The organism is Phenylobacterium montanum (genome assembly GCF_018135625.1).
Classification (GTDB): Bacteria; Pseudomonadota; Alphaproteobacteria; order Caulobacterales; family Caulobacteraceae; genus Poindextera; species Poindextera montana.
In genome coordinates this window covers 4,426,746-4,453,260 of the sequence record NZ_CP073078.1, presented here as the reverse complement: position 1 = coordinate 4,453,260, position 26,515 = coordinate 4,426,746, and the positions used below count along the sequence as shown (strand labels likewise).

General features: G+C 70.5%; 22 protein-coding genes. 8 read left to right on the top strand and 14 right to left on the bottom strand.

The window, feature by feature from the left end:
- Positions 1-33 precede the first annotated feature (33 nt).
- The 3 genes from KCG34_RS20295 to KCG34_RS20285 are packed head-to-tail and all read right to left on the bottom strand — an operon-like array spanning position 34 to position 3,513.
- Entirely contained in the window at positions 34-1,191 is a 1,158-nt protein-coding gene (locus KCG34_RS20295) for a M20 aminoacylase family protein (RefSeq protein WP_211937419.1), read from the bottom strand.
- A gap of 1 nt (position 1,192) precedes the next feature.
- A complete protein-coding gene (locus KCG34_RS20290) occupies positions 1,193-2,437 on the bottom strand; it encodes a Zn-dependent hydrolase (protein ID WP_211937418.1) in 1,245 nt (414 codons plus the stop codon).
- Positions 2,434-3,513 (bottom strand): diaminopropionate ammonia-lyase, encoded by a 1,080-nt coding sequence (locus KCG34_RS20285; RefSeq protein WP_211937417.1) that lies wholly within the window; start codon positions 3,511-3,513, stop codon positions 2,434-2,436. Before KCG34_RS20285 ends, KCG34_RS20290 begins: the two co-directional genes overlap by 4 nt.
- Before the next feature lie 101 nt (positions 3,514-3,614).
- Here KCG34_RS20285 and KCG34_RS20280 point away from each other — a divergent pair, with 101 nt between their 5' ends.
- Positions 3,615-4,076: an Lrp/AsnC family transcriptional regulator gene (locus KCG34_RS20280; protein ID WP_211937416.1), complete on the top strand. Its 462-nt coding sequence runs from the start codon at positions 3,615-3,617 to the stop codon at positions 4,074-4,076.
- Here the strand turns inward: KCG34_RS20280 and KCG34_RS20275 are convergent.
- Positions 4,073-4,393: a hypothetical protein gene (locus KCG34_RS20275; protein WP_211937415.1), complete on the bottom strand. Its 321-nt coding sequence runs from the start codon at positions 4,391-4,393 to the stop codon at positions 4,073-4,075. The genes KCG34_RS20280 and KCG34_RS20275 overlap by 4 nt on opposite strands.
- Before the next feature lie 141 nt (positions 4,394-4,534).
- Here KCG34_RS20275 and KCG34_RS20270 point away from each other — a divergent pair, with 141 nt between their 5' ends.
- A complete protein-coding gene (locus tag KCG34_RS20270; RefSeq protein WP_211937414.1) occupies positions 4,535-5,002 on the top strand; it encodes a cupin domain-containing protein in 468 nt (155 codons plus the stop codon).
- Between the two features lie 20 nt (positions 5,003-5,022).
- Here the strand turns inward: KCG34_RS20270 and KCG34_RS20265 are convergent, their stop codons facing one another.
- From KCG34_RS20265 to KCG34_RS20245, 5 genes are all read right to left on the bottom strand, one after another.
- Positions 5,023-5,658: a TMEM175 family protein gene (locus tag KCG34_RS20265; protein WP_211937413.1), complete on the bottom strand. Its 636-nt coding sequence runs from the start codon at positions 5,656-5,658 to the stop codon at positions 5,023-5,025.
- Positions 5,659-5,682: 24 nt separating this feature from the next.
- Positions 5,683-6,663, bottom strand: a complete 981-nt coding sequence (locus KCG34_RS20260; RefSeq protein WP_211937412.1) for an NADPH:quinone oxidoreductase family protein — start codon at positions 6,661-6,663, stop codon at positions 5,683-5,685.
- On the bottom strand, positions 6,663-7,709 hold the full coding sequence (locus KCG34_RS20255; protein ID WP_211937411.1) for an alpha/beta hydrolase: 1,047 nt from the start codon (positions 7,707-7,709) through the stop codon (positions 6,663-6,665). Before KCG34_RS20255 ends, KCG34_RS20260 begins: the two co-directional genes overlap by 1 nt.
- A gap of 37 nt (positions 7,710-7,746) precedes the next feature.
- A complete protein-coding gene (locus KCG34_RS20250; RefSeq protein WP_211937410.1) occupies positions 7,747-8,397 on the bottom strand; it encodes a TetR/AcrR family transcriptional regulator in 651 nt (216 codons plus the stop codon).
- 94 nt (positions 8,398-8,491) lie between these two features.
- Complete coding sequence (locus tag KCG34_RS20245) at positions 8,492-8,854, bottom strand: hypothetical protein (RefSeq protein WP_211937409.1); 363 nt, start codon at positions 8,852-8,854, stop codon at positions 8,492-8,494.
- A 153-nt stretch (positions 8,855-9,007) separates the two neighbouring features.
- Here KCG34_RS20245 and KCG34_RS20240 point away from each other — a divergent pair, with 153 nt between their 5' ends.
- Positions 9,008-12,127: a hypothetical protein gene (locus KCG34_RS20240; RefSeq protein WP_211937408.1), complete on the top strand. Its 3,120-nt coding sequence runs from the start codon at positions 9,008-9,010 to the stop codon at positions 12,125-12,127.
- Positions 12,128-12,131: 4 nt separating this feature from the next.
- On the opposite strand, the gene KCG34_RS20235 is transcribed toward KCG34_RS20240, so the two are convergent.
- Positions 12,132-12,518: a response regulator gene (locus KCG34_RS20235; RefSeq protein WP_211937407.1), complete on the bottom strand. Its 387-nt coding sequence runs from the start codon at positions 12,516-12,518 to the stop codon at positions 12,132-12,134.
- Positions 12,519-12,652: 134 nt separating this feature from the next.
- A complete protein-coding gene (locus KCG34_RS20230; protein WP_211937406.1) occupies positions 12,653-13,462 on the bottom strand; it encodes a DUF72 domain-containing protein in 810 nt (269 codons plus the stop codon).
- A 242-nt stretch (positions 13,463-13,704) separates the two neighbouring features.
- On the opposite strand from KCG34_RS20230, the gene KCG34_RS20225 reads away from it, so the two are divergent.
- From KCG34_RS20225 to KCG34_RS20205, 5 genes are all read left to right on the top strand, one after another.
- Positions 13,705-15,186 (top strand): efflux transporter outer membrane subunit, encoded by a 1,482-nt coding sequence (locus KCG34_RS20225; protein WP_211937405.1) that lies wholly within the window; start codon positions 13,705-13,707, stop codon positions 15,184-15,186.
- Positions 15,183-16,283: an efflux RND transporter periplasmic adaptor subunit gene (locus tag KCG34_RS20220; RefSeq protein ID WP_249138096.1), complete on the top strand. Its 1,101-nt coding sequence runs from the start codon at positions 15,183-15,185 to the stop codon at positions 16,281-16,283. Before KCG34_RS20225 ends, KCG34_RS20220 begins: the two co-directional genes overlap by 4 nt.
- The gene (locus tag KCG34_RS20215; protein WP_211937404.1) at positions 16,283-19,387 is read left to right on the top strand and encodes an efflux RND transporter permease subunit; all 3,105 of its coding nucleotides are present in this window, start codon (positions 16,283-16,285) and stop codon (positions 19,385-19,387) included. The genes KCG34_RS20220 and KCG34_RS20215 overlap by 1 nt, the downstream gene beginning before the upstream one ends.
- Positions 19,388-19,468: 81 nt before the next feature.
- On the top strand, positions 19,469-19,927 hold the full coding sequence (locus tag KCG34_RS20210) for a MarR family winged helix-turn-helix transcriptional regulator (protein ID WP_211937403.1): 459 nt from the start codon (positions 19,469-19,471) through the stop codon (positions 19,925-19,927).
- Complete coding sequence (locus tag KCG34_RS20205) at positions 19,924-21,423, top strand: DHA2 family efflux MFS transporter permease subunit (protein ID WP_211937402.1); 1,500 nt, start codon at positions 19,924-19,926, stop codon at positions 21,421-21,423. Before KCG34_RS20210 ends, KCG34_RS20205 begins: the two co-directional genes overlap by 4 nt.
- 14 nt (positions 21,424-21,437) lie before the next feature.
- Here KCG34_RS20205 and KCG34_RS20200 read toward each other — a convergent pair whose 3' ends face one another.
- The 3 genes from KCG34_RS20200 to KCG34_RS20190 form a co-directional block, all read right to left on the bottom strand.
- A complete protein-coding gene (locus KCG34_RS20200) occupies positions 21,438-24,080 on the bottom strand; it encodes a peroxidase family protein (protein WP_211937401.1) in 2,643 nt (880 codons plus the stop codon).
- Between the two features lie 165 nt (positions 24,081-24,245).
- Positions 24,246-25,511, bottom strand: a complete 1,266-nt coding sequence (locus KCG34_RS20195; protein WP_211937400.1) for a response regulator — start codon at positions 25,509-25,511, stop codon at positions 24,246-24,248.
- 574 nt (positions 25,512-26,085) lie between these two features.
- Positions 26,086-26,484, bottom strand: a complete 399-nt coding sequence (locus KCG34_RS20190) for a hypothetical protein (protein ID WP_211937399.1) — start codon at positions 26,482-26,484, stop codon at positions 26,086-26,088.
- Between the last annotated feature and the right edge of the window lie 31 nt (positions 26,485-26,515).

Genomic DNA, 26,515 nt, shown 5'->3' with positions numbered 1-26,515 from the left:
CCAGCTGTTGTGACATGACCGGGCCGATTTTCTTCAAACCGCCAGCCGCCTGCGTGCGATCTCGGCGAACCAACGCGCGCCGAACGGCAGAGAACGGTCGTCGAAATCGTATTCGGCGTTGTGCAGCGGCGCCGAAGCCTCGCCATTGCCGATGAAACCGAAGCAGCCGGGCACATGCTGCAGGAACTGGGCGAAATCCTCCGAGGCGGTGATCGGCGTCTGGTCGCCCCGGGCGTTGTCGGCGCCGAACACCGCCGCCGCCGCCTCCAGCGCTGCCGCCGATTGGGCGGGATGGTTGATCAGCGGAATGAACTCGCGGGTGTAGTCCACCTCGGCGCGGCAGCCGTAGCCGGCGGCCACGCCCTCGGCGATGCGCCGCATCTCCTTTTCCACCAGGGCGCTGACCTCGGGACGGAAACTGCGCACGTCGCCGAGGATGCGCGCCTCGCCGGGCAACACGTTGCGCGCCCCGTCGGTCAGGATCTCGGTGGCCGAGACCACCGCCGCCTCGGCCGGATCTACCCGGCGCGAGACGATGGTTTGCAGGGCCATGACCACGGCGCAGGCGGCGACCATCACCTCCTGCATCGCCTGGGGCTTGGAGGCGTGGCCGCCCTGGCCCCTGAGCACGATCTCGAAATTGTCCTCCGCCGCCATCAGCGGCCCCGCCGTGGTGGAAAAGCGCCCGACCTCCAGCCCCGGCCAGTTGTGCAGGCCATAGATCTCGTCCAGCGGAAAGCGCTGCAGAAGCCCGTCCGCCAGCATGGCCAGCGCCCCGCGGCCCCACTCCTCGGCCGGCTGGAAGATGAAGCAGACCGTCCCGTCGAACCCGCCCTCGCGCGCCAGGATGTTGGCCGCGCCCAAAAGCATGGCGGTGTGGCCGTCATGGCCGCAGGCGTGCATCACCCCGTCATGGGTCGAGCGGTGGGCGCGCTCGCCCTTCTCGTGAATGCGCAGGGCGTCCATGTCGGCGCGCAGGCCGATCGTGCGCCGACCGGAGCCGCGCCGCAGCACGCCGACGACGCCGGGGCCGCCGATCCCCGTGACTACCTCGTCCAGGCCAAGCTCGCCCAACCGCTCGGCGACAAAGGCGGCGGTTCGCTCGACCTCGAAGCCGAACTCCGGCCGGGCGTGCAGGCCGCGCCGCCAGTCGGTCATCTCGCGTGTCAGGGCTTCGATCCCGATCGCCATCTCAGTCTCCCTGCTCGCTCACGAGGCCCGCGACCACATCCAGGAACACATTGGCGCCGGCCACCAGCTGCTCCGGTTCGGTGTGTTCGCGCGGATTGTGGCTGATCCCGCCCTGGCTGGGGACAAAGATCATCGCCGCTGGGCTGATCCGCGCGATCATCTGCGCATCGTGCCCTGCGCCGGAGGTCATCCGGCGAAAGGCCAGCCCACGCGCCTCGGCCGCCCGTTCGATGCGCTGGCAGATCGCCTCGTCGAACACCACCGGCTCGAACCGCGCCAGCACCTCGACCGTCAGCGAGAGGCCCTCGCGCTCGGCCAGGTCAGCCAGGAACGCCTCCAGCGCCGCCTCGGCCGCGGCCAGCCGCGCGTCGTCGGGATCGCGCAAGTCGACGGTGAAGCTCGCCAGTCGCGGCACCACGTTGATCACATTCGGCTCCAGCCTGAGCGTCCCCGCCGTCGCCACCGTCGCCGGCCCGCTCGCCGCCGCCAGCTCGCGCAGGTGGGCGATGGCCACAGCGGCGGCGTGGCCGGCGTCGCGGCGCATCGCCATGGGCGTGGTCCCGGCGTGGTTGGCGCGGCCGGTGAAGGTCACCCGCCGCCAGGAGATGCCCTGCAGGCTCTCCACCACCCCGATCGGCAGGCCCTCGCGCTCCAGCACCGGCCCCTGCTCGATATGCAGCTCGACATAGGCGTGCGGACGGACGAAGCCGGGCTCCAGCGCTCCGGCATAACCGATCCGCGCCAGCTCCGCGCCCAGCACCGTGCCGTCCTCTCCGCGGGCGGCCAGGGCCTCGTCGACGGCGAGCCCGCCGGCATAGACCAGCGAGCCCATCATGTCGGGGGCATAGCGGGCGCCCTCCTCGTTGGTGAAGGCGACCAGCATGATCGGCCGCGCCGGCGCGAACCCCGCCGCCATCAGGCTCTGGATCACCTCCAGCCCCGCCAGCACGCCATAGGCTCCGTCATAGATCCCGCCGTCGCGGACTGTGTCGATGTGCGAGCCCAGCATCAGCGCCGCCTGCTCGGCGCAGCCAGACGGCCTCCAGAGGCCAAACAGATTGCCGATGCGGTCGACCATGACCTCCAGCCCCGCCTCGGCCAGCCAGGCGGCTGTCAGGTCCCGGCCCGCCTTGTCCGCGTCGGTGGCGGCGAGGCGCACCAGCCGGCCCTCGGCGTCGCGGCCGACCTCGCCCAGGGCCTTCAGCCGGCCCAGCAGGCGCTCGCCGTCGACCTGGAGCGTGCTCATGGCGCCGCCGTCTCGCTATTGATCACCCAGACGCGCGATCTGGCGTCCAGGCCGAGCTCGTCCCGCGCCGCCGGGTCCAGCGCCGCCCGGATCAGGCCGGCCAGGCCCGCGACCCCGCTCTCGCCGCCGCTGATCGCCGGATCGGCGCCCACGGGACGCGCCAGGCGGCGCTTGGCCTGGGCGGCGCCCTCATCGCCGACCGCCATGAAGGCGTCCGCCGCGCGCTCCAGTATGCGCCAGGCGACCAGGGACGGCTGCTGGCAGTCCAGCATCGACATCACCGTCCCGCCGCCACCACCGAGCCGGACCAGCCGCCCCGCCCGCGCGCTTTCCATCAGGCACGCCGCCCGCTCCGGCTCGACCACCACCACCTTGGGCCGCCGCTCGCCGAAGCGCGTCGCCAGCCGCCCTGCCATGGCCCCGGCCAAGCCTCCGACCCCGGCCTGGACGAACAGGTGCGTCGGCGGCTCGCTCATGGCCGACAAGGCCTCCTCGGCGATCACCGTGTAGCCCTGCATGATCAGCGAGGGGATGCGCTCGTAGCCGGGAAAGGCGGTGTCAGAGACCAGGGCCCAGCCACGCTCCTCAGCGATCTCGGCCGCCAGGGCCACGGCGTCGTCATAGGGGCTCTCGGTGCGCACCATCTGGGCGCCGAAGGCGGCCATTGCGGCGATGCGCCCCTCGCTGACCCCACTCGGCACGAAGATCACCGCCCGCGCCCCCAGCCGCTGCGCCCCGTAGGCGACTGAGCGGCCGTGATTGCCGGCGGTGGCGCAGGCGAAGGTCATCTGGTCCGCCGGCCCGGGCGCCTCGGCCGCCAGCCGGGCCACGGCGTAGGCGCCGCCGAGCGCCTTGAAGCTGCCCAGCCCCAGCCTCTGTCCCTCGTCCTTGACCACCAGCCGCTCCAGGCCCAGCTCGGCCGCTAGGGCCGGCAGGTCGTGCAGCGGGGTCGGGCGATAGGCCTCCTCCGCGGCGTAGAACGCCATCGCAGCCGCCGCCCCGGCGTCGCCCAGCACCGCCGCGTCGCTCGCCTCCAGCGGGGCGCCATGGATCGGACTGCGGTTCAGGACCAACATGAGAACGCCTCCATGCGCCCCGAACATCTATTGCAGCGGGGGCGAGATGTGCGCTTTGAATCCGCCCCGCATTTGCAAGTTTGTTTCGCCGGAGCCCGAAGTTGCAGCTGGATTCCTTCGACCGCGCGATCCTGGCCATCCTGCAGCGCGACAACAAGACGCCCCAGCGCACGATCGGTGAGGCGGTCAACCTCTCGGCGCCCGCCGTCCAGCGCCGCATCCGGCGGATGGAGGAGGCGGGGGTGATCCGCGCCAATGTGGCCGTGGTCGACCCCGACGCCGTCGGCCGGCCCCTGACCCTGTTCATCGAGGTCGAGGTCGAGAGCGAGCGCGCCGAGCTGATCGACCAGGCCAAGCAACGCTTCGCCGCCGCCCCCGAGGTGCAGCAATGCTACTACGTCACCGGCGAAACCGACTTCGTGCTGGTGATCACCGTGGCCAGCATGGCCGAGTACGAGGCCCTGACGCGGCGCCTGTTCTTCGCCGCCGGCAATGTGAAGCGCTTCCGCACCTTCATCGCCATGGACCGGGTCAAGGTGGGGCTGGAGACACCGACCGCCTAGTCCTCCCCGTCCTCCTCCTCGCGGCCCCAGTCGCCCGCGCCCCAGCCGTCGAACTTGGGCATCGAGGCGATCAGGCCGAAGAGCCCGACCAGGAGCCCGATCAGCGACCATTGCGCCTCGACGCTGAGATCCGGCCCTTCGTGCATCCGCCGCTCGAACTGCGCAGCGGGCGAGGCGGTCCAGCCGACCGGCATGGCGCCCGGGACCCCGCACTTGATGGCGCCGCCGGTGCGGTCCTGGCAGGTCGGGGCGGCTGTGGCAGGGTGGACGGCCAGGGTCGCCGCGGCGGCCAGGGCGGCGAAAACGAACGCTCGCATCTTGCTTCCTCACCCGATGGTCGCGGCCCGCTGGCCGGGCGTTCGCCGGACACAAACCATAGCACCGCCAGCCTTCGCCGGTTCCGACTCCAAGCTTCAGGCACGCTTTCTTGAACGGTCGGACGGGTCTAGGCTCATCCCATGAGCGAGCATCACCACGACTGGAAGCAGGACGGCGTCCGGGTGATCCCGGGCGACCAGCTGGACCCCAACACCGCCCAGACCCCCGGCATGAACCGGGCCGCGGCGATCAACTTCGCCCGGGTGGGGGCGGAAAAGCTGTGGGCCGGCACGGTGACCATCCACGCCGGCGCCAAGACCGGCGCCCACCACCACGGCGAGCTGGAGAGCGTGATCTATGTGCTGAAGGGCAAGGCCCGCATGCGCTGGGGCGAGGCGCTGGAATTCACCGCCGAGGCCGGGCCGGGCGACTTCATCTATGTCCCGCCGTTCGTGCCGCACCAGGAGATCAACGCTTCGGACGACGAGCCGCTGGAGTGCGTCTTGGTGCGCAGCGGCGGCGAGGCGGTGGTCGTCAATCTCGACATCAAGCCGGCTGAGCAGCCCCAGGCCGTGGCGTGGATCGACTCCATCCACAAGGCGCCTTGATCGGGGCGCCGTGTGCGGCTTCAGCCCGCAGCGGGCCGCTTGCTGAGCCGCCGCCCGATCCAGTTGGTCAGCCATACCGCCGGCGCCGTCAGCCACCAGAGCCGCATGGCCAGGTGGGGGTCGCGCAGCGCGACCACGGCCGAGACGAGGAACACCAGCGGCGCGCCGAGCGGGTAGACCATCGCGCCGGCGGGTCCGACATCGCGCTCGTCCTGGGCCAGCAGGGCCGGCCGCCGCGCGACCACCACCAGCACGGTCAGGGCCGCGCCCACCGCCGCCACCGACAGGGCATAGAAGATCACCGACGAGACGGTGGCCGGGTACTCGGCGATCACCGAGGTCGGAAATGGCAGGAACACCACGCTGGCCAGGAACACCAGGTTGGCGAGCCGCAGCGCCCCGTCTTCGCGCCGCAGGCCGCCGAACAGCTGATGGTGGTCCAGCCAGTAGAGGCCGATCACCGTGAAGGAGAGGAAGAAGCCGAACAGCTTGCCGGCGATCTGGCTGAGATCGACCACCCCGTGGCTGGCCTCGGGCAGGCGCAGGTCCAGCACCAAGAGGGTGATGGCGATGGCGAACACCGCGTCGCTGAAGAACACCAGCCGTTCGAACTGGACGTGCGCGCGGTCGGCGGCGTGGGGGTCCTGGGTCTTCATCGCTGTCGGCAGATCCAAACTTGTCTAGAGATCCGGCCGGATCACCGCCTTGCCGATCACCTGGCGGTTGGCCAGGAGGTCGAAGGCTTCGCGCCATTGGGCCAGGGGCAGCTCGGCGTGGACCCGCGGGCGGATGCGGCCCTCGGCGGCCAGGCGCCAGATGGCGTCCTGGTTCTCGCGCCCCTTGTCGGGGAACTGGCGGCCATATTCGCCGGCGCGCACGCCCACGACCGAAAAGCCCTTGATCAGCGGCATGTTGACCGAGATCGTCGGGATGCGCCCGGAGGTGAAGCCCACCACCAGAAGCCGCCCGTCGAAGGCGATGCAGCGCACGCTCTCGTCGAACACCTCGCCGCCCACCGGGTCATAGATGATGTCGGCCCCGCCGCCGGTGATCGCCTTCACCTGCTCGCGAAAGCCGCCGGTGACGTTGATGACGGCGTCGGGGGCGTATTCGCGCTGGATCACCGCCAGCTTCTCGTCCGAGGCCGAGGCGGCGATCACCCGCGCGCCCAGCCCCTTGGCCAGGTCCACCGCCGCGAGGCCCACTCCGCCGGCCGCGCCGTGCACCAGCACCCATTCGCCCGGCTCCAGCCGCGCCCGGCGCACCAGGGCCACATAGGCGGTCAGATAGGCCGCCCCGACCGAGGCCGCCTCGGCGAAGGAGAGGTTCTCCGGCTTGGCGCGAAGCCCGCCCTCCCCCGCCAGCACATATTCGGCGAAGGCCCCGGTCTTGGCCCCGCCGACCACGGCGTCGCCCGGCTTCCAGCGGGTGACGCCCTCGCCCACAGCCTCGACCTCGCCGGCCATCTCCATGCCCGAGGTGAAGGGCAGGGGCGGCTTCAGCTGATATTCGCCGCGGGTCATCAGCAGGTCGGGAAAGTTGACGCTGGCCGCGCGCGTCCGCACCAGCACCTCGCCCGGGCCTGGCCGGGGCGTCTCCACCTCGACTATGGCCGTCCCGCCGTAGTCGGGCGCCAGGGTTTCGACCCGTAAGGCCCGCATCAGCGGATGCGGCCTTCGAAACCCTCGCGCACCAGGCCGGCGATTTCGCGGCAGGCGACGTCGGCGCAGGGCACCGCCCCGGTGAAGGCGGTGAAGGCGTGGGCCAGGCTGTCGTAGCAGCGGAACACCACCGGCACGCCCGCGTCCTTCAGGTGTTTGGCATAGGCCTCGCCCTGGTCGTTCAGCGGGTCGAATCCGGCGGTGACCACCACGGCGGGCGCCAGGCCCGACAGGTCCGCCGCCTTCAACGGCGAGGCGCGCGGGTCGGTGGGGTCCGCATCCGGCGGCAGGTAGTGGCCGATGAACCACTCCATGGTCTGCCGCGACAGGGGATAGGCCTCGGCATAGGTGGTCATGGACTGGGATTCGCAGGTCAGGTCCGTGGCCGGATAGATCAGAAGCTGCAGGGCCGGCTGCGGCTCGCCGGTCCGCTTCATCTCCTGCGCCACCACCGCGGCGAAGTTGCCGCCCATGGAATCGCCGCCGATCGCTGCGCGCCCCTCGGGCGCGCCGAAGCGGGCCGCATTGTCCCGTCCCCAGCGATAGGCGGCCAGCACGTCCTCAAGCCCGGCCGGGAAGCGATGCTCGGGCGCCAGCCGGTAGTCCACCGACAGCACCGCGCAGCGCGCGCTCTTGGCCAGCAGCGAGCAGAACGCGTCGCAGGTCTCCAGGTCGCCGATCACCCCGCCGCCGAAATGGGCGAACACCATCAGGGGCGAGGCCGGGTCCTGGCCGTCGGGACGATAGGCGCGCAGCGGAATCGAGCCGCGCGGCCCTTCGATGCTCAGGGACTCGGTGCGCACCCCGGGCTCCGGCTTGCCGGCCACCACTTGCAGGGCGCCCGCACTGCCCGCGCGGGCCTGCTCGGGCGTCAGGCTGGCCATGGGCGGCGCGCCGCGGGCGGCGTTGGCCAGGAACTGGATGCGCGGATCCAGGGTGCGCCCGCCCTGATAGACTACCCCGCCCCCGGACATCAGCCGCAGCAGCGGCGTCGGCAGGGACAGAAGCCCGTTCAGGATCAGGCGCTGCGCCCCGACATCAGCCATGAAACTCCCCCCGGTCCCTGCTTTCCGCTTCTTCAGCCTAGGCCTTCAGCCGCGGCAGGGCCGGCAGCCCGCCGAGGATCATCGCCACCGCGAACTCGATCGCCGCCGGCACGTCCACCGGCCGCCGCTCCAGCATCTTGTGCCCGACCTCCTCGGCGATGGCGATGCAGGCCGCGGCCAGGTAGTCGGCGTCGACCGGGGCCGAGCGGTCCCGCTCCAGCGCCGCCGAGATCGAGCTCTTCACCTGCTCGAACACCGCCTTCATCTCGGGGGTCTGGGAATGGGTGTGGACGTGAGGCACGCCGTCGCCGGGCGGGCGGACCACGCCCCAGGTCTCGTGCTCCTCGAGGATGAAGTTGAAATAGGCGGTGATGGCGCCGCGGATATAGCTCTGGAAATCGGCGGCGGCCTCGTACTGCGCCTGCAGGATCGGCCGGAAGCGCCGGGCGCCGTCGTCGGCCAGGGCCTCGTACACCTCCTCCTTGGAGCGGTAGTAGTTGTAGAACGAGCCGACCGATAGGCCCGTGCGGCGAATGATGTCGCGCACGGTGGCGGTCTCGTAGCCCATCTCGCCGAACACCTCACGCGCCGCGTCCAGGATCGCGCGCCGGTTCTGCTGTTTGGTCAGTTCGCGCTTGCCGGCGGCCAGGGGAGCGGTGGGAGAATCGAGCAGTTCGAATTCGGACATTCTTGGCCAAGGCTACAGGTCGGGCGGCGCAGGGGCCGCCCCGGGGGTCAAGCAAGCCCTATTCCGCGACCCGCGGCAAGAGGGTGACGCCCCGTCACGGTTGATTGACCGAAGAACGCTCCCCCGATCCGCAGGATGCGCGGCATTCGATCCACTGGCCGGGGCATTGCTCGGGCGAATCGCCGGTCAGGCAGAAATAGTACCTGTGACTGCAGGCCAGCCGGCAACTGTCGCCGCCCGCCGAGCCGGCGGCGAAGCCCGAGGGGAAGGCGCTCGGCGCCGCCCTGGGGATCGGCGACTGCAGCGGCCTGGCCGGGGCGGACAGCGACTGCGGCCCGCGAAGGCCCTCGGCCTGCGAAGCGGCCGGCGGCGACGGCTTCGGCCGGGCGGCCACGCCCGACGTGGCGATGGCCAGGGCGAGGCCCACAGACAGCACAAAGGAGGCCGCGCGCAGCATGGCGCGATCCTGCCGGAAACGTGGTTAAGCCGGCGCTAACCCTTGCGGCGCCTCGTCCGCGACGCCGCGCCGGGGTCGGCGCCGGACTTGGCGTCTCGGGTCACGATCACTCTGGATTGATAACGGCGTTATTGCAGTCTTCGCGGAGCCATGATGGCCTTCGCCCCGGCAGGCGCCCAATCCTTGGGCAAGGGCAAGGGGCTGACCATGTCTGACGTGACGGTGACCGGCGCGGACGGCGCAGCGGGCGCGACTGGCGACAACGGCCAGGACGGCGCCGGCGGCGAACCGGCTGTGGCGACCAACAGCGGCTCAAGCGACGCCGACAACAGCGCCGAAGCGGCCGGGGGCGCCGGCGGCGAGGGCGGCGACGGAACCGGCGATCCGGCGAGCGGCGATGGTGACGGGGGAGACGGCGGTGCCGGCGGCGCAGCGACGGCGGTGACGCTCACAACCGCGGCCGCGGCCAGTTCTTCCTCGACCAGCCTGGCGACCGGCGGCGCCGGCGGTGCGGCCGGCCTGGGCGACGGTTCGGCCGCCAGCGGGGCCGGAGGTCAGGGCGGCCAAGGCGGAGCCGCGCATGCGATCGCCGCCGACACCAATCCCTCGGGCGACGCCGCCGGCACGGCGAGGGCGCTCGGCGGAGGCGGCGGCGGCCGCGGAGCCTCGAGCAGCGGCGGCGCGGGGGGCGGGGCGACCGCCTCCGCCTTCGCCAGTGGTGGGGGCGATGTGACGGCGACGGCCATGGCGACCGGAGGCGCAGGCGGCGCGGGCGGAGGCGACGGCTATGGGCCCGGCGCAGGGGGCGTCAGCTGGGCCGGGGCCATCGCCAACGGCTATGGCCCCGGCGCTGCGACGGCGTCAGCAACCAGCATCGGCGGGGCCGGCGGCGACGGGCTCGCCGGCGCCGACGGCGGCGCGGCCCACGGCGCCTACCTCACCAACACGGTCAGCGGACACACTGAGCAAGGAACCATGAACCTGTCGCAGACCGCCATCGGCGGCGCCGGCGGGAACTCCGATGGCGGTCGCGCCGCGATCGGCGGCCAGGGCGTGTCCAGCCTGAGCTTCGACGACGCCGTCAACGCCCAGAAAAGCCAGGCCGTGAACGCCTGGGTCACCGCGGTCGGCGGCGCCGGCGGGGCTGGGGCATCCGGATCCGACGGCGCCAAGGGCGGCCAGGCGATCGCGCATGTCGCGCTGCAGGAAGATGGCCCCAGCGCCAACGCCTCGGCCACAGGCGGCGCGGGCGGGAGCGCCAGCGGGGCTGGCCGGGCCGGCGGCGCGGGCGGCGGGGCGACCGCCACCGCATCGGCGGTCGCAGTCGGTACAGCCGAGTGGGCGCTGGCGGAAGAGACCGGCGGGGCTGGCGGCGCGGGGCTCTCCGGCGCCGATGGCGGCGCGGGCGCCAGCGCTTCCATGCACAACAATGTCGCCGCAACGCCCAACGCCGCCTCGATCACCCTCACCCAGAGCGTGACTGGCGGAGCGGGCGGCGACAGCGACGGCGGCGTGGCCGGCGCGGCCGGAAGCGCGGCTGCCTGGCTGACCTATTCCGATGACAACGACAGCAGCCACAGCGGCGGGCTGGTGGCCTACAATACCGCGGTCGGCGGCGCGGGCGGCGCGGCGACTGTCGGCGCCGACGGCGGGTCGGCCTCATCGACCTCACTCGTCAACGGATCGCTCGACGGCTTTCTGGCGAGCGAAGATTTCACCTATGCTGTCGGCGGGGCCGGCGGCGCGGGCGGTAGCGGCGGCCATGGCGGCAAGGGGGGCTACGCGACCGCCAAGGGCTCGATGAACAATTCGACCTCCCCCCATCTCTATGTCAGCGCGACCGGCGGCGCCGGCGGCGCGGTGGCGTCTAACGGCGATGGCGGTGGCGGCGGCGCGGCCTACGCCACGGCCTTGTCATTCAGGGACAACGGCCCGGGCGTCGCCAGCGCGATCGCCACCGGGGGCGCTGGCGGAGACGGGGATGGCGCCGGCCACAAGGGCGGCGACGGCGGCGAAGCTCATGCGAATAGCTACGCCTATGGCCAGCAGGCCATCTCCAGCGCCGAATGCATCGGCGGGGCCGGCGGCGCCGGTCACGACCAGGCGGACGGCGGCGATGGCGCCAGCGTCACAGTGGAAGGCGGCTACGGAAGCGTGGCCGGGTCTTCCATCGAATTCGACCAGCACGCCATCGGCGGCGCCGGGGGGGACAGCTATGGCGGGGCCGCCGGTGCGGCGGGGGCGGCGAGTTCCATACTGAGCTTCCATGACCCCTCGCATACGGTGTTCGGGTTTTCGGAGGCCGATGGCGGCCAGGGCGGAGCCGGCCATGACGGCTCCAATGGCGCTGACGGCGGCGCCGCCTATGGCTGGCTGAGCATAACCGGGCTCACCGGCGATGGACGCGCCACGGCCTATGGCGGCGATGGCGGCGCGGCGGACGGATCCGGCCATGCAGGTAACGGCGGCGGCGCGCGCGCCTCGGCCGGCGCCACGATCGCCAACAGCGGCCCCCTCTCCGCCCTCGCGATCGGCGGAACCGGACTGCATGGCGGCGACGCCAGCGCCGTCGCCGGCGAGGCCACCACGGGGCTTTCCTATCTCTATGCTGACGCTTCGACCGCGGACCTTCCGGGCGCCCTGGTGACCGCCGTGTCCGCCCATGCCGCCGCGGTCGCCGGCGGCGGTGGCGAGGCGGTTGCGATCGTCGGGATCGACCATGAAGCCAACGCCTTCTTCGGGCCTGGCCCCGCCCTCACCTTCGCGGACGTGGCGGCGAATCCGGACCGGACCAGCCTTTCAGGCGTGTTCGCCGCCAATACGAACCTCGCCTCGGCCTTTGGCGGCTCGTCGCAGATCTTCGCCGTGGGCCAGCTCGGCGGCGACATCACCCTGGCCCAGCAGCAGGACACCGCCGAGATCGACCTGACCGTGGACCTGACCAAGCTGGCGTCCCGCCAGGACCTGATGGTCGGCTTCTTCAACCCCGGGGCCACGGGGGCCGGATTCGGCGGCCTCAACCTCGACATCACCGCCGACGGGACCAGCGTGCTCCACCAGGCTTTCGCCTCTGTCTCCGCAGCAACGACCTACCTGACCGACCATGCTGTCGATCTGGGCTCGCTGGCGACCGGCGCCTTGAGCGGGAACACCCTGACCCTGCAGGCGGTAGTCACCTTGACCGGTTCCAGCGTCGGCGAGGCCTATGACTTCGGCCTGATCCTCGGCGATCCGCCGGCGCCCGACCCGCACGCCCACGTCCTGCTGGGCTGAGCCCTCAGAGCCAGGCGCAGCCGTCCAGCGCGCAGACCAGGTCGGCGGGGCTGATCGGCTTGGGGATATGGTGGTCGGCCCCGGCCGCGCGCGAGCGGGCCACATCCTCGGCCTGGTCGTGCGAAGTGATTATGATGATGTTGGCCGGCGTCCGCTGTGTGGCGGCCTCGTGCTCGCGGATCAGGCGGGTGGCGGCCAGGCCGTCCAACTCCGGCATGGCCACGTCCATCAGGATCAGGTGGAAGGAGGTGGCCTTGGCGATGTCGACCGCCTCGCGCCCGTCCCCGGCCAAGTCCACCCGGGCGCCCAGCGAGCCCAGTATGGCGCCGATCATCTGGCGATGGCGCTTGTTGTCGTCCACCACCAGGGCGCAAAAGGCGTTGTCGGCCACCAGGCTCTACTCCTGTCACTCGAATACGCCCCATTGGGGCGACCGGGACTATGGCTGAAGCCATGGGTTCGCGCGGTTAACAGCGATCATCTCGGCGAGCGGCAGGTCGTCGCACCATTCGGCGCGGCGCCGGATCAAGGTCCCTTGCACCGCTCGATCAGCGCCATGGCCCCCGCGGGGGCGCGCACCTTGCCCTCGTGGATGATGTAGGCGAACACGTCCCTGGGGCGCTTCTCGGCTGAATGATGGGGGTCGGCGCAGTCGAGGCCCTCTGGCCGTCCGCCCTCGGCCCAGGTCTTCAGCCGCCCGGCCCAGAGGTCGAGGTCCTTGTCCGAATAGGCGGTCTCGATCTCGTCGGAGCCGGTCTGCAGCCGGGCATAGACGAAGTCGCCCACCACATCGGCGAAGGCGGGATAGGTCTGGTGCTCGGCGAACACCACCGGGACGCCGAACCGGCGCAGCAGGGCGGGAAAGGCCGGGGTGCGGAAGCTGTCGTGGCGCGCCTCGATGCAGTGGCGGATGCGCCGCCCGTCGATCTCGTAGGGCAGCAGCTCGAGGAAGGCGCCGAGGTCGGCCTCGTCGAACTTCTTGGTGTTGGGCAGCTGCCAGAGGATCGGCCCCAGCTTGTCGCCCAGCTCCAGCAGGCCCTGGTCCATGAACTTGTCCAGCGACTCGCCAGCCTCGGCCAGCACGCGGCGCTGGGTGGTGAAGCGCGAGCCCTTGACGCTGAAGACGAAGCCGTCGGGGACCTCGCTGGCCCATTTGCGCCAGGTCTGCGGCTTCTGGGCGCCGTAGTAGGTGCCGTTGATCTCGATCGCGGTCAGCTTGCTGGAGGCGTAGCGCAGCTCGTCCTTCTGCTTCAGGTCGTCCGGATAGAACACCCCGCGCCAGGGCTCGAAGGTCCATCCGCCGATGCCGATCCGGATCTGGCCACGCTCGGGCATGCCGCCTTACCTCCCTCTCAGGTCGCAAACCTATGTTGGGCCACGCGACTCTCTCGGCAAGGCGTGCCCTGGCCGACACGTCGAAAGGGAATTCGTATGCTAATGGCCATGGTAAACGATTCTTAAGGAGCCATGTTCGCACAACCCGGCTACGGGGCGTCTCGCTGGGTCGAGCGTCACGGATGGGTTTCGTGGCGGGTTTCCGCTCGGACGAATGGTTTGGGGTTGGGCGAATAGGGTTGATGCGTCGGTTCAGCGTCTTTTCGATCTCGCTCGGTCCGCTGCTGAGCGTCGTAGCGCTCGGCCCGCTGCTGGGCGCCTGTGCGCTCGGCCCCAAGGTGATGACGCCCGACACGCGCCTGCCCGCCGCCTATGAGGCGCCGGCTGCGGCCACCGGCGGCGAGGCGCGGATCGAGGCCTGGTGGGGTCTCTACGACGACCCCCAGCTGCAGAGCCTGGTGGAGGAGGCGCTGAAGCGCGCACCCGACGCCGAGAGCGCCGAGGCCCGCCTGCGCGAGGCGCTGGCGGTGCGCTCTCAGGCGTTGATGTCCTTCAACCCGCAAGGCGCCCTGCAGGCGTCGGGCACGCGCACCGACACCCGGCTGGTCTCGGGCCGGGATTCCTTCTCGCTCGGCCCCGGCCAGCCGCAGATCTCGCTGATCACCACCGGCCCCACCGACACCTACGCCGCCCAGTTCAACGTCAGCTGGGAGCTGGACCTGTTCGGCCGCCGGCGCACGACGCGCCATAAGGCCGAAGCCGACTTGGCCGCGGCGCGCTTCGACTACGCCGCCACGCGGACCAGCCTGGCGGCCAATGTCGCCGACCAGCTGTTCCAGGCCCGCGGCCTCGCCATCCAGCTGGACGATGCGCGCGAGGCGGCGCGGATCCAGCGCGAACTGTTGGACGTGGCGCAGAAGAAGGCGGCCCACGGCCTCGGCTCGCAGGCCGACGCCGATCAGGTCGCCTCGCAGACCGCCCAGACCGACGCCCAGGTCGCCGACCTGGAGACCCAGCTGCACGCCGCGCGGCGGACCCTTTTGGTGCTGGTCGGCCGCGGCGCCGATCCGCTGGAGAGCCTGCCGACCCCGGCCACGGCGGGAACCGCGCCCCCAGTCCCGGCCAGCGTGCCCGGCGCCCTCTTGGCCGATAGGCCCGACGTGCGGGAGGCGGCGGAGAAGCTGAAATCGGCCGCCGGGACCCTGAAGCTGGACGAACTGGCCCTGTTCCCCAAGTTCCCCCTTCAGCCCGGCGCGACCCTCAATTCCAATGTCGAGTTCGGCTCTGCCCTGACCACCAGCGCCTGGTCGATCGGCGCGGGCCTGGCCCAGCCGATCCTGGACCTGCCGCGGCTCAAGGCCGAGATCCGCGCCCAGGGCGCCCGGGCCGACCAGGCGGCGATCGCCTACGGCAAGACCGTGCAGACGGCCTATGGCGAGGCCGAGAACGCCCTGACCGGCCTGGCCTCCGACGAGGCGCGGGTGAAACTGCTGACCGCCGGCGAGGCCCAGGGCCGCTCGGCGCTCGACGCCTCGCGCCGGCGCTACGCCGCCGGCATAGACGACCTCTCCACCGTGCTCACCGCCGAGCGCACCTGGCGCAGCGCCCGCTCCGCGCTGACGGGCGCGCAGGTGCAGGCCCTGCGCCGCTCGGTGCAGGCCTTCAAGGCCCTGGGCGGCGGCTGGAGCCCGCCTGCGGCCACGACCACCCGAGCCGCCCGATGACCAGGACGACGATGACCAAGACCACCGCCCTCGCCCTTGTCCTGACCCTCACCGTTGGCCTCGGCGCCTGCCACAAGGCGGCCGCGCCCGCCGCCGCGCCGCCGCGCACGGTCAGCGTCACCCGCGTGGAGAGCCGCGCCCTGCCCGGCGGCCTGACCACCTCAGGCCTCCTGATTTCGCGCGAAGAGGCGGCGGTGTTCCCGGAAGTCACCGGCTATCGCGTGGCCAAGGTGTTGGTCGAGGCCGACGCCAAGGTCAGCCAGGGCCAGCCCCTGGCCATGCTGGACGACGCCCTCTTGAAATCGCAGATCGCCCAGCAGACCGCGCTTGTCGCTCAGCAGCAGGTCGCCGCCGAGCAGGCCGCCAGCCAGGCCCAGCACATCGAGGGCCTGGACGGCCAGGGCGTGCTGTCGACCGAACAGATCGATCAGCGCCGCTTCCAGGCTCGCAGCGCCAAGGCGGCGCTGGAGGCGCAGAAGGCTCAACTGGCCGACCTGAAGATCCGCGAGGAGCGGATGACCATCCGCGCCCCCGTCGGCGGCCTGGTCCTGGAGCGCAATGTGCGCCCCGGCGACATCGCCGCGGTCGGCGCGACCCCGATGTTCCGCATGATCCGCGACGACCTCGTGGAATTGCAGGCCCAGGTGCCCGAGGCGGCGATCGGCCAGGTGCGGGTCGGCGACAAGGTGCAGGTGCTGCTGCCGACGGGCGCCGCCCTCACCGGCCAGGTCCGCTTCGTCGAACCCGGCGTCGATTCCCAGACCAAGCTCGGCAAGGTGCGCATCAGCCTGCCGGTGCGCGACGATCTGCGTCCCGGCGGCTTCGCCCGCGCCACCTTCGCCGGCCTCGGCCGCACCGCCGTGACCGTGCCCGAGACCGCGATCCGCTATGACGCCGACGGCGCCTCGGTGATGGTGGTCGACCAGAACGACCGGGTCAGCCAGGTTCCGGTCAAGACCGGCGACCACGCCGGCGGCTACGTCGAGCTGGTCCAGGGGCCGCCGGCCGGCGCCCGGGTGCTTCAGGCCGCCGCCTCCTTCGTCCTGCCGGGCGACGTGATCCGGCCGGCGGAACAGGGCCAGGCGGGCGCCCGCTGATGGCCGAACTTCGGATTTCCACCTGGGGGATCAAGAACCCGATCCCCGTGGCGCTGTTGTTCCTGGTCGCGGTGCTGGCCGGCGCGCTCGCCTATACCGGCCTGCCGATCAAGCAGTTCCCGAACGTGACCTTCCCGGGTGTGGCGGTGACCATCACCCAGAACGGCGCGGCGCCGGCCGAAATGGAGACCCAGGTCACCCGGCCCGTCGAAGATTCCATGGCCGGCATCCCCAATGTGCGCGACATCCAGTCGACCGTGGCGCAGGGCGTTTCGACCACGGTGGTCACCTTCGAACTGGGCGAGGACCTGCAGAAGGTCACCGACGAGGTGCGCCAGAAGGTCGACCAGGACCGGGCCGTGCTGCCGCGCGAAATCGACCCGCCCAATGTCAGCCGGCTGGAGATCGCCTCCTCGCCGGTGGTGACCTACGCCGTCTACGCCCCGACCATGTCGCCGGCGCAGCTCAGCTGGTTCATCGACGATACAGTCTCGCGCGCCTTGCAGCAGCAGCAGGGCGTGGCCCAGATCTCCCGCGTCGGCGGCGTCGACCGCGAGATCAACGTCATCATCGATCCCGACCGCATGGCGGCGAGAGGCCTGACCGCAGCCGCCCTCAACACCGCCCTCGCCAGTTTCGACGTCGATTCCTCCGGCGGCCGGGCCAATATCGGCGGACGCGAGCAGACCATCCGCGTGCTGGGCGCAGCGACCACCGTCGCGGCCCTGCGCGAGCTGACCATCCCCACGGTCGGCGGCCAGTTCGTCAAGCTGTCGGACGTGGCCGACGTCGGCGACGGCGAGGGTGAGATCCGCGGATTCGCCCGGCTGGACGACAAGCCGGTGATCGGCTTCCAGGTCCTCAAGACCAATGAAGCCAGCGACGTGCGGGTCGAGGACGGGGTGATCAAGGCCCTGGACAAGCTCGGCAAAGAGCATCCCGAGGTGAAGTTCACCAAGCTGATCTCCAGCGTCGACGACACCCGCGCCAGCTTCCACGCCACCATGGACACCCTGCTGGAGGGCATGCTTCTGGCCTCGATCGTGGTGTTCCTGTTCCTGCGCGACTGGCGCTCGACCCTGATCACCGCCATCGCCATGCCCGTCTCGCTGGTGCCGACCTTCTTGGTCATGGCCCTGCTGCACTTCAGCCTGAACGTGGTCACCCTGCTGGCCCTGACCCTGGTCATCGGCATCCTGGTCGACGACGCCATCGTCGAGATCGAGAATATCCAGAAGCGCGTCCTCACCGGCGCCCGGCCCTATCGTGCGGCCATGGAGGGCGCCGACCAGATCGGCCTCGCCGTCGTCGCCACCACTGCGACGGTGGTGGTGGTGTTCGCGCCGGTATCGTTCATGGGCAGCATCCCGGGCCAATTCTTCCGCGAGTTCGGCATCACCGTGGCCGTCGCGGTGCTGTTCTCGCTGCTGGTGGCGCGCCTTCTGACGCCGCTCCTGGCCGCCTATTTCCTCAAGCCCACGGCCGATCCGCACCCGCGGCCGCCGATGAACCCGGTCTACCAGCGCGCCCTCGACTGGGCCTTGTCGCACCGGATCGTCACCGCTTTGACCGGCGGGGTGATCTTTATCCTATCCCTGGGCCTCAATGTGCTGCTGCCCACCGGGGTGCAGCCGCCGGGCAACCCCAACTTCATCTTCGTCAGTCTGCAAGGGCCGCCGGGCTCGACCACCGCCGACATGGAGCGGGTCTCGCGCGAGGTGACGGCGCTTTTGAAGAAGCAGCCCGAAACCTCGATGGTGTTCACCCAGATCGGCTCGACCGCCGGCGAGGGTTTCGGCGGCGGCGCCTCGGGCGACGTCACCAGCGGCACCACCACCTGGGTCTTGAAGGACAAGCGCAGCCTTTCGGTGACCCAGATCCAGGACCGGGTGCGCGACAGCCTGAAGTCGATCCCCGACGCCCGGGTCAATTTCCAGGGCGGCGGCTTCGGCTCGGCCGACGTGCAGGTGATCCTGGCCAGCCAGAACGGCGAAGCCCTGGCCCGCGCCGGGGACGAGTTGGAGCGTCAGATGCGCACCCTGCACACCCTGGCCGATCCCCGGCCGGCCCACCCACCCACCGGCCCCGAGATCGCCATCCGGCCACGGCTGGACGAAGCCGCACGCGTCGGCGTGACCTCGCAGGCGATCGCCGCCGCCGCGCGCATCGCCACGGTGGGTGACATCGACGCCAATGTCTCCAAGCTGACCGACGGCGAACGGCGCATCCCGATCCGCATCCGCCTGCCCAAGGCCGACCGGGCCAACATCCAGCTGATCCGCGACCTGCAGCTGCCCACCGCCAGCGGCGGGACCACGCCGTTATCCAGTGTGGCCGACGTGGATTTTCAGTCCGGCCCGGCCAAGATCTACCGCTACGACCGCGAACGCTTCATCGCCATCGACGCCGACCTGGCCGGCGGCGCCCAGCTGGGCCAGGGGGTGAAGGAGGTGGGCAAGCTGCCAATCATGAAGCACCTGCCTGCGGGCGTGCAGCGGGAAACCCTCGGCCAGACCCAGCAGTTCATGGAGCTGTTCGGCCAGCTGGGCCTGGCCTTCCTGACCGGCATTTCCATGATCTATGCGGTGCTGGTCCTGCTCTTCCGCAGCTTCTTCAAGCCGATCACCATCCTGTCGGCCCTGCCCCTGGCGATCGGCGGCGCCTTCATGGGCCTCCTGGTCATGCATGAATCGGTCAGCATTCCCTCGCTGATCGGCCTCTTGATGCTCCTGGGCCTGGCGGCCAAGAACTCGATCCTGCTGGTCGAATACGCCATCGAGCGCGAGCGTGAGGGCATGCCCCAGCGCGAGGCGATCATGGAGGCGTGCCGCGAGCGCGCCCGCCCGATCATCATGACCACCATGGCCATGGCCGCAGGCATGGCGCCGACCGCGCTCGCCATCGGCAAGGGCTCGGAATTCCGCCAGCCCATGGCCGTGGCGGTGATCGGCGGCCTGATGACCTCGACCGTGCTGTCCCTGGTCATGGTGCCGGTGGTCTACGAGATGATCGACGATTTCGAGCACTGGCTGACGCCCCGCCTGGCCCGCTTCGTCACCCCCCGCGAAGCCCCGCCCGTCCCGGCTCCCGACGACCGGCTGTAGACTTTCCTCCCGTCGCCCTGCGCGCTGGATGCGACACCACGCCCCTTGAACAAGATAGTTAGGCGACCTAACTATCCGCGCATGAACGCATCCGCCCAGTCTCCCTCCCCGGCGGAGGTCGCGGCCCTGGCCGAGGCCCTGCGGCCGGCCCTGCTGCGGCTGAGCCGCCGGCTGCGCCAGCAATCCCAGTCCCTCGGCCTGTCGCCGCTCGACGCCATGATCCTGGGCGCCATCCGCAAGGTGGAAGGGATCGGCGTCTCCGAACTCGCCGACCGCGAACAGATGAGCCGGCCGACCATGAGCGCCCACGTCAAGCGCCTGGAGGCGGCCGGCTATGTCGCCCGCCTGGAGCCCGACGCGGAAGATCGCCGGCGCGTCGGCCTCAACCTGACGGCCAAGGGGGCCAAGGCCCTGGACGCCGTCCGCCGCCGGCGCAACGACTGGCTGGCCCAGGAATTGGCCAAACTGCCGCCCGAGGCGCGCGAGGCGCTTGCGGCCGCCATCGCCCCCCTGGCCCTCCTGGCCGGAGAGCGCCCATGAACCGGATGACCGCCGAGCCCAAGGCGCTCGACCAGGTCGCCCTGGAGACCGAGGCGCCCGTTGCGCCGGTCGGGCGCCTGGCGCCGATGATCATCGGCAGCGCCCTGTTCATGCAGACGCTGGACTCCACCGTCATCACCAACGCCCTGCCGACCATGGCCCGGTCGCTGCACGAAGATCCCCTGACCCTGAACCTGGCCATCACCGCCTACCTTTTGGCCTCGGCTGTGTTCCTGCCGATCTCCAGCTGGGTCGCCGACCGCTTCGGGGCCAAGCTGATCTTTCGCATCGCCATCGCCGGCTTCGCCCTCTCCTCCCTGCTCTGCGGCCTGGCCCAGACCCTGCCCGAGCTGGTGGCCGCCCGGATGCTGCAGGGCGCGGCCGGAGCGATGATGACGCCGGTCGGCCGTCTGGTCCTGCTGCGCTCGACCCCCAAGTCCGAGCTCGTCAGGGCGATGAGCTACCTGACCATGCCGGCCATGCTGGGCCCGGTGATCGGCCCGCCGATCGGCGGCTTCATCGTCACCCACTGGTCCTGGCGCTGGATCTTCTTCATCAACCTGCCCATGGGCGTCCTCGGCCTTGTGCTGGTCAGCCTGTTCATTCCCGCCATCAAGGAAGAGGATCCGCCACCGCTCGACTGGCTGGGCTTCGTCCTGACCGGTTTCGGCTTCGCCGGCCTGGTCTATGGTTTCGACAACCTGGGCCGGGGCGGCCTGCCCGCCGGCGCGGTGGCCGGGCTGATCGGCGGCGGCGCGCTCTGCATCGTCCTCTTCGCCCTGCACGCCCGCCGCATCGACCATCCGATCCTGGACCCATCCCTGCTGAAGGTCAGGACCTTCATGACCTCGCTGGTGGGCGGCGCCTTCCTGCGCATGGCCATGGGCGCCTCGCCCTTCCTGCTGGCCCTCCTGCTGCAACTGGGCTTCGGCTACAGCGCCTTCCAGGCCGGCCTGATCACCTTCACCAGCGCCGCCGCGGCCCTGGTGATGAAGACCACGGCGCGGCCGATCATCCGTTGGTTCGGCTTTCGCACTGTGCTTGTCGCCAACACCCTGATCGTGGCCGTCACCTTCATGAGCTACGCCCTGTTCCGCGCCTCGACGCCATACTTCCTGATGGTCGGGGTCCTCCTGTTCGGCGGTTTCTTCCGCTCGCTGCAGTTCACCGCCCTGAACACACTGGCCTTCGCCGACATCGACCAGCCGCGCATGAGCCGCGCCTCCAGCTTCTCGTCCATGGCCCAGCAGCTGTCGCAGAGCCTCGGCATCGGCCTGGCCGCCCTGCTGCTGGCCGGCATCCGGCAGGCGCACCACTCGGCCCGCCTGCAGGCCGCCGACGTTTCCCCGACCTTCCTGATCGTGGGCGCGGCCACCCTGTTGGGCCTGTTTTTCTTCCTGACCCTTCCGAGCGATGCGGGCGCAGAGGTCAGCGGGCGGCGCGAGGTTCCTCAGCCGCAACCGGGGTCCATGAGGCTGGCCGCGGCGGAGGATTGAGCCTCCCCTCGCCTTCAGTACCGCCAGGTCTTCTGCGTCATGACGATGTCCTCCGCCACCACGCCGGGGGCGTTCCGCTCCAGCACCTGGCCCAGGGTGTGGGTGTTCTTGATCAGGTCGAAACCCCACTCGGTGAAGGTCGCGGCGTTGAACACGTGCTCCGATAGCAGCGGATTGGTCAGGGCCTGCGAGAAGGCGTCCACCCCGACCATTTTCAACAGCAAGCCCGGCAGGGGCGACTTGGCGACCCGGTCTTCGGCGAACAGTCCGGGGTAGAACTCCACGTCGTCCGGCGTCTCGTAGGCGGCGATCAGGGCGCGGACGATGTCCGGATGGCTGCTGATCTCCTCGAAGGTGGTCGCCCGCGGCATGCCGTACTGCTGGCGATAGTCGTTGTAGCTGGCCAGGCGGTTGGTGCGGGCCTGCTGCACGGCCAGCTCCTCGACGATCAGGAGGGAGTCGCTGGTGTTCAGGGCGCCGAGTTCGCCCGCCGGCTGGGCCGAGGCCGAGGTGAAGGCGGCCGCAAGGCCCGAAGCCAGTAGCGGCCGGTTGTCGAGGGTGAAGTTCAAGAGCGGGATCGCCTGGCCGTGCCACTGGATCTCGTCCGGCATCAGCGAATGCCAGCGATAGAGCAGGCTGAACTCGGCGGTGATCCAGTTCGGCCGGTTCCACTTGGCGTCCCAGGCCACCGAGGGGTCGGCGACCAGATTGAAAGGCATCGGGGTGATGTGGTTGATGTAGTGCTCGACCACGATCTTGATGAACAGCGGGATCATGATGTTGCGGGCGGTCTGGAACACCCGCTCGTCGTCCCAGTCGGGATGCTGCTGGTCGAGCTGTCCGGCGACGCGGTTGTGCTCGCGCAGGAACAGGGTGTTCATCATCGCTGCGAACGGGGTGACGTTGACCCGGTCGCCGCCGCAGGCGAACAGCGAGGCCAGGCGCTCGGGCGGCGGCGGCTGGTGGGTCGGCCCCCAGAGCGGCGGATCCAGGCCCTCGAACTGCGGGTCAACCTGCGTTCCGCCATCGATGTAGAGGAAGGGCGGCAGTTCCTCGCCCTTCAGCACCTGGCTTTTCAGTCGACCGCGGCGGCCGGCGGTCTCGTCCTTCAGCCGCAGGATATCGGTCTGGGCCTCGGTGCGGCCGTAGAGAGTGCAGAGGTCGATCTCGTGGTTGGACGAGGTGCGCCGGCGGGTCTCCGGGGTGTCGGGCTGTCCGGGAACGCCGGTGCGGATGAAGCCGTCGGTCAGATACTGGGCGAAGGCGGGAAAGAGGCAGGTCGATTTCGGCGACAGCAGTTGCGCCCCGCCCTGGCGCACGAAGATCTTGGCCACGGTCTCCAGCGGCGGCAGGCTGGCCGGATCGCGGGTCGAGACCGGCAGCTGGCGGCCCTGCCAGGTGCGGTCGCTGAGGGCCTTCCACGAGGTGTAGTCAGAAGCCGTGCTCCACGGATGCGGCCGGTTCGTGGTGCAATTGACCAGACCGTTGATCACCGCCTTGGAGGCCTCGGCCTCGGCCCAGTTGTCGTCGTCGATCGCATCGCCCACCAGGACGGCCAGGTCGTCGAAGAAGCTGTTGGCCATTGTTGGCTCCGTCGCGGGGGGTGGCGGCGCGTCCGGCGCAAGCAGCGGCGTCAGGGCCGTGGGTTCGGCGCGCTGGGTCCCGTTCAGCTCGTGCCGCACGCGCGAAATGGTCTCGTAGACGGTGCGCCGCACCCGGTTGATGCCGCCCAGCGGTCGGTGTGCGTCCAGGCCGTGCCAGGGGGTGAAGGACAGGTTCTCGCCGAACGCTCGCCGCTCGGGCGTGTCGAAGCCCTGGCGCGGAATGGTCAGGCGGGCGACCGGGACGAACAGCTGGTCGGCCTCGGGCCACTCGATGGTCGGGTCCTCGACCGGCATGTGGTCGGGGCGGGTGCGCAGCTGGATACAGAAGTCGAATGCCGCATCGCCGGCGTCCAGCGCCCTGACCAGGTTTTCGCGCAGGAAGTCGTCGCCGGTGCGGTCCTCGAACAGCGAGGCCGGCCCCACCGGCCGCGCCGAGAACTTGCAGGGGCCGTCGCCATAGAGGTACGGCGTCATGCTCCAGTACTGGCTGTTCAGCGGGTTGGAGACCTTCTGGGCGGCGATCGCCAGCGCCCCCAGCATGTCGTGCAGGTGGATGTGCAGGGGATTGAGGTCCGGGACGAAGAACTTGAAGGGATCGGGCGCCCGCGAAAAATCGACGTACTCGGCGGCGTTGCGGATGAAGAACGCCGGATGGTTGATCATCACGAAATCCTGGACGCCGGAGCGGCTTTCGCTCACCCCCAGGACCTTGATCGCCATGCCCCGCCCGTCGCCGGCCTTGTCCGCGCCCGGCGTGGCCGAACCGTTGGAGAAGCGCACCCAGGCCGAATAGGTCGCCGACTTGGCGAACAGTCCCTTGGCCAGGGTCGGCGGCAGGCCCTCCAGCACCTTCAGCTCGGCCTCCACGCAGCCGTGCATCTTGGCGTGGGCGTCGCGCCGGGCCGGCGGATTGCTGGCCGCCGCCGCGCGCACACGCTGCTCGGCCAGCTGGGCGATGATGGCTATCGCCTCGGCCTCGCCGGGCGGGACCGCCTCAAACGACGAGAGCCCTTCCGGGATCAGTTCGGGAAATTCGCTGACCGGTCCACTCATCTCGGCCCCCCCTTCGAGAACCAAGCTTCACCCGACGAACGCGAGTGAAACTAGGAGTGGAAGCCACGGCAAAGTCAACCGACCGCAGGATGACGCACGCGATCGTGTGTGGCCGCGGTCACACGCGGTGGAGGGCGCGCGCCGGCCTTCGAAGCAGAGATCAGATCAGGACAGCGGACCCGCCGGGCGGGTGCAGGCCAGGATCGCGGCCACCAGCTCCTGGGTGGAGAAGGGCTTGGACAGGTGCCCGCTGGCGCCCAGGGCGCGGATCTTGGCGATGTCCGCCGAGAGAGCCCGGCCGGTCACGGCCAGCACCGGCGTCTGCGAACGCTCGTCAGCGCGGCTGCGGATGCGGCGGGTGGCTTCGAAGCCATCCATCACCGGCATGTTCATGTCCATCAGGATGGCGTCGTAGGCCCGCGCGTCGAGCGCCTGCAGCGCCGCCTGACCGTTGGTCGCCTCGTCGATCTCGCAGCCGAACGGCGCCAAGAGCATCTGGATCAGCTCCCGGTTCAGGTCGCTGTCCTCGGCCACCAGGATGCGCAGGCCGGCCAGGGCGTCGGGCTCGGCCGGGCGGGCGCCCTTGGTCACGGTGAAGTCGGGCTCCACCCGGGCGGTCGGCAGGGACAGGCGCATGGCGACCGCTAGGTCGAAGCCGCTCTCGGCCACGCCGTCCACCACCCCGTCCATCACCTGGGCCAGGTCCTCGGTGATGCCGAAGCTGAGTTCGGGATCGATCCAGCGCTCGCGCCAGCGGCCGCGCGGGGCCGTGCGGGCGGGTTCGCGGCGGCGCAGTTCGCGCGGGCCGGCGGCCACGATCACATCCACCGCCAGCTCATGGTCGCGCTCGACCCCGCGCAGGGACAGGCTGACCTCGCCGGTGCGGCGGGACTTGATGGCGCCGTTGATCAGCTTCAGCAGCACGCGGCGCAGGCGATTGGGATCGCCCACGACCTGGGGCAGGTCGAGGCCGGTCGGGTCCAGTTTCAGCTCGACCCCGATCAGTTGCGCGCGCGGGCGCACCACCCCGATCACCTCGCCCAGGAGAGCGGCGACCTCGAAGGCGCGCTCGTCCCACGAGCCGCGCTCAGCGCCGGCCTTGGCTTCGTCGATGGCGTCCTCGGCCGCGGCCAGAAGGTCGCCGGCGACGAAGGCGCCCTCGATGGCCCGCTCGATGGCGATCGGGCTGGCGGCGGGCGGGGCGACACGGCGGCGGGCGGCGGCTTCGAAATTGGTAGCCGCCCAGGCGCGGCGAAGTCCGGGATCGACCTGAGGGGCCAGGGCGACGACGCCATGCCAGGCGTCCACCGCGGAGACGGCGTCGTCTGCGGCCGCGCGGTCAGAGCCGGAACCGGCGCTGGCGGCGGACGACAGCCTATCGTCGGCCGCGGATGCGCCGCGCTCCATCCCGAAATAAGCGTTCTGCACCATGGCGCTCCCTTCGGATGGCCCGGACCGCACCACCAAAGCTTGGCGCTGGCTGTCCCAAGAAGTCAACAGAATCGGCTCGGGCCCCTGAGTCCAAATTCACCGTTGATGCTCAGAGAATATGGTTAACGAGCTGTTAATCGGCCTTAGGACTTGGTGAACGGCAGGCTATTCGCAGACTCTAGACGGTGCGACATTGAGTCGCTGTGCGACCAAACACCCCGTACATACTTTGGTTGAATCAAGAAGGTCCCGTCGTATTTGCAGTTTTTGTTTGGTTAACCGCAGACCGAGAGTCGCGTTAATATTTATAGACTGGAGCGAGCGAAGGGTTCGCCAGGGCCTGAAGCCCGTATCTGCGCTGGAATTCAACTGGGGCCGCCGTCGGCGAATACCGGCGAGGCTCATGTGCTGTGCGCGGGCGGCCACGCTCGCCACATCGAAACCCGCCGCCGAACAGGTCGGAGTGTTGCGCCTCGCAAAACCTGAACGCCGCGGGCCGCGCCGGGCGTCGCCGCGAAGCCGTCCACAGGGAATCAGTTTTCGGCGATCGCAGCCGTCCTAGGGACCGATCCGCCTACTTCTTCTTCGCCGCTCCGACCAGGTCGCCGGCCAGCACGGCGGAGGCGGTCTGGATGTCGTCGGTGGGATGGGCCTGGCAGTAGACGTCAAGCCAGGCGCCGATGTCCGAGGGGTGCAACCCGGCCAGCAGGTCCACGCGAAGGGCCGCAGCCTGGCCCGAGAGATAACCATAGAGCCAGTCCATCGGCGCGATGCGTTGCAAGGGCTCGATCTGGTCGATTCCCGGCCGGTTGGCGGTCCAGCTGCGGCAGCTCATCAGGCTGGCCCCCACGGCCCTGGCTGGTGCGGTCTCGGTGGTGGCGGAGACTGGCGTCGCCACCGCCTGGGCCGAGGCGGCCTGGGCGCTACCGGCGGCGGCGGCCAGGGCGGAGAGGGCGATCAGGGATAGGCGCATGGACAGTCCTTGGCGGGCCGGGGCATCTGAA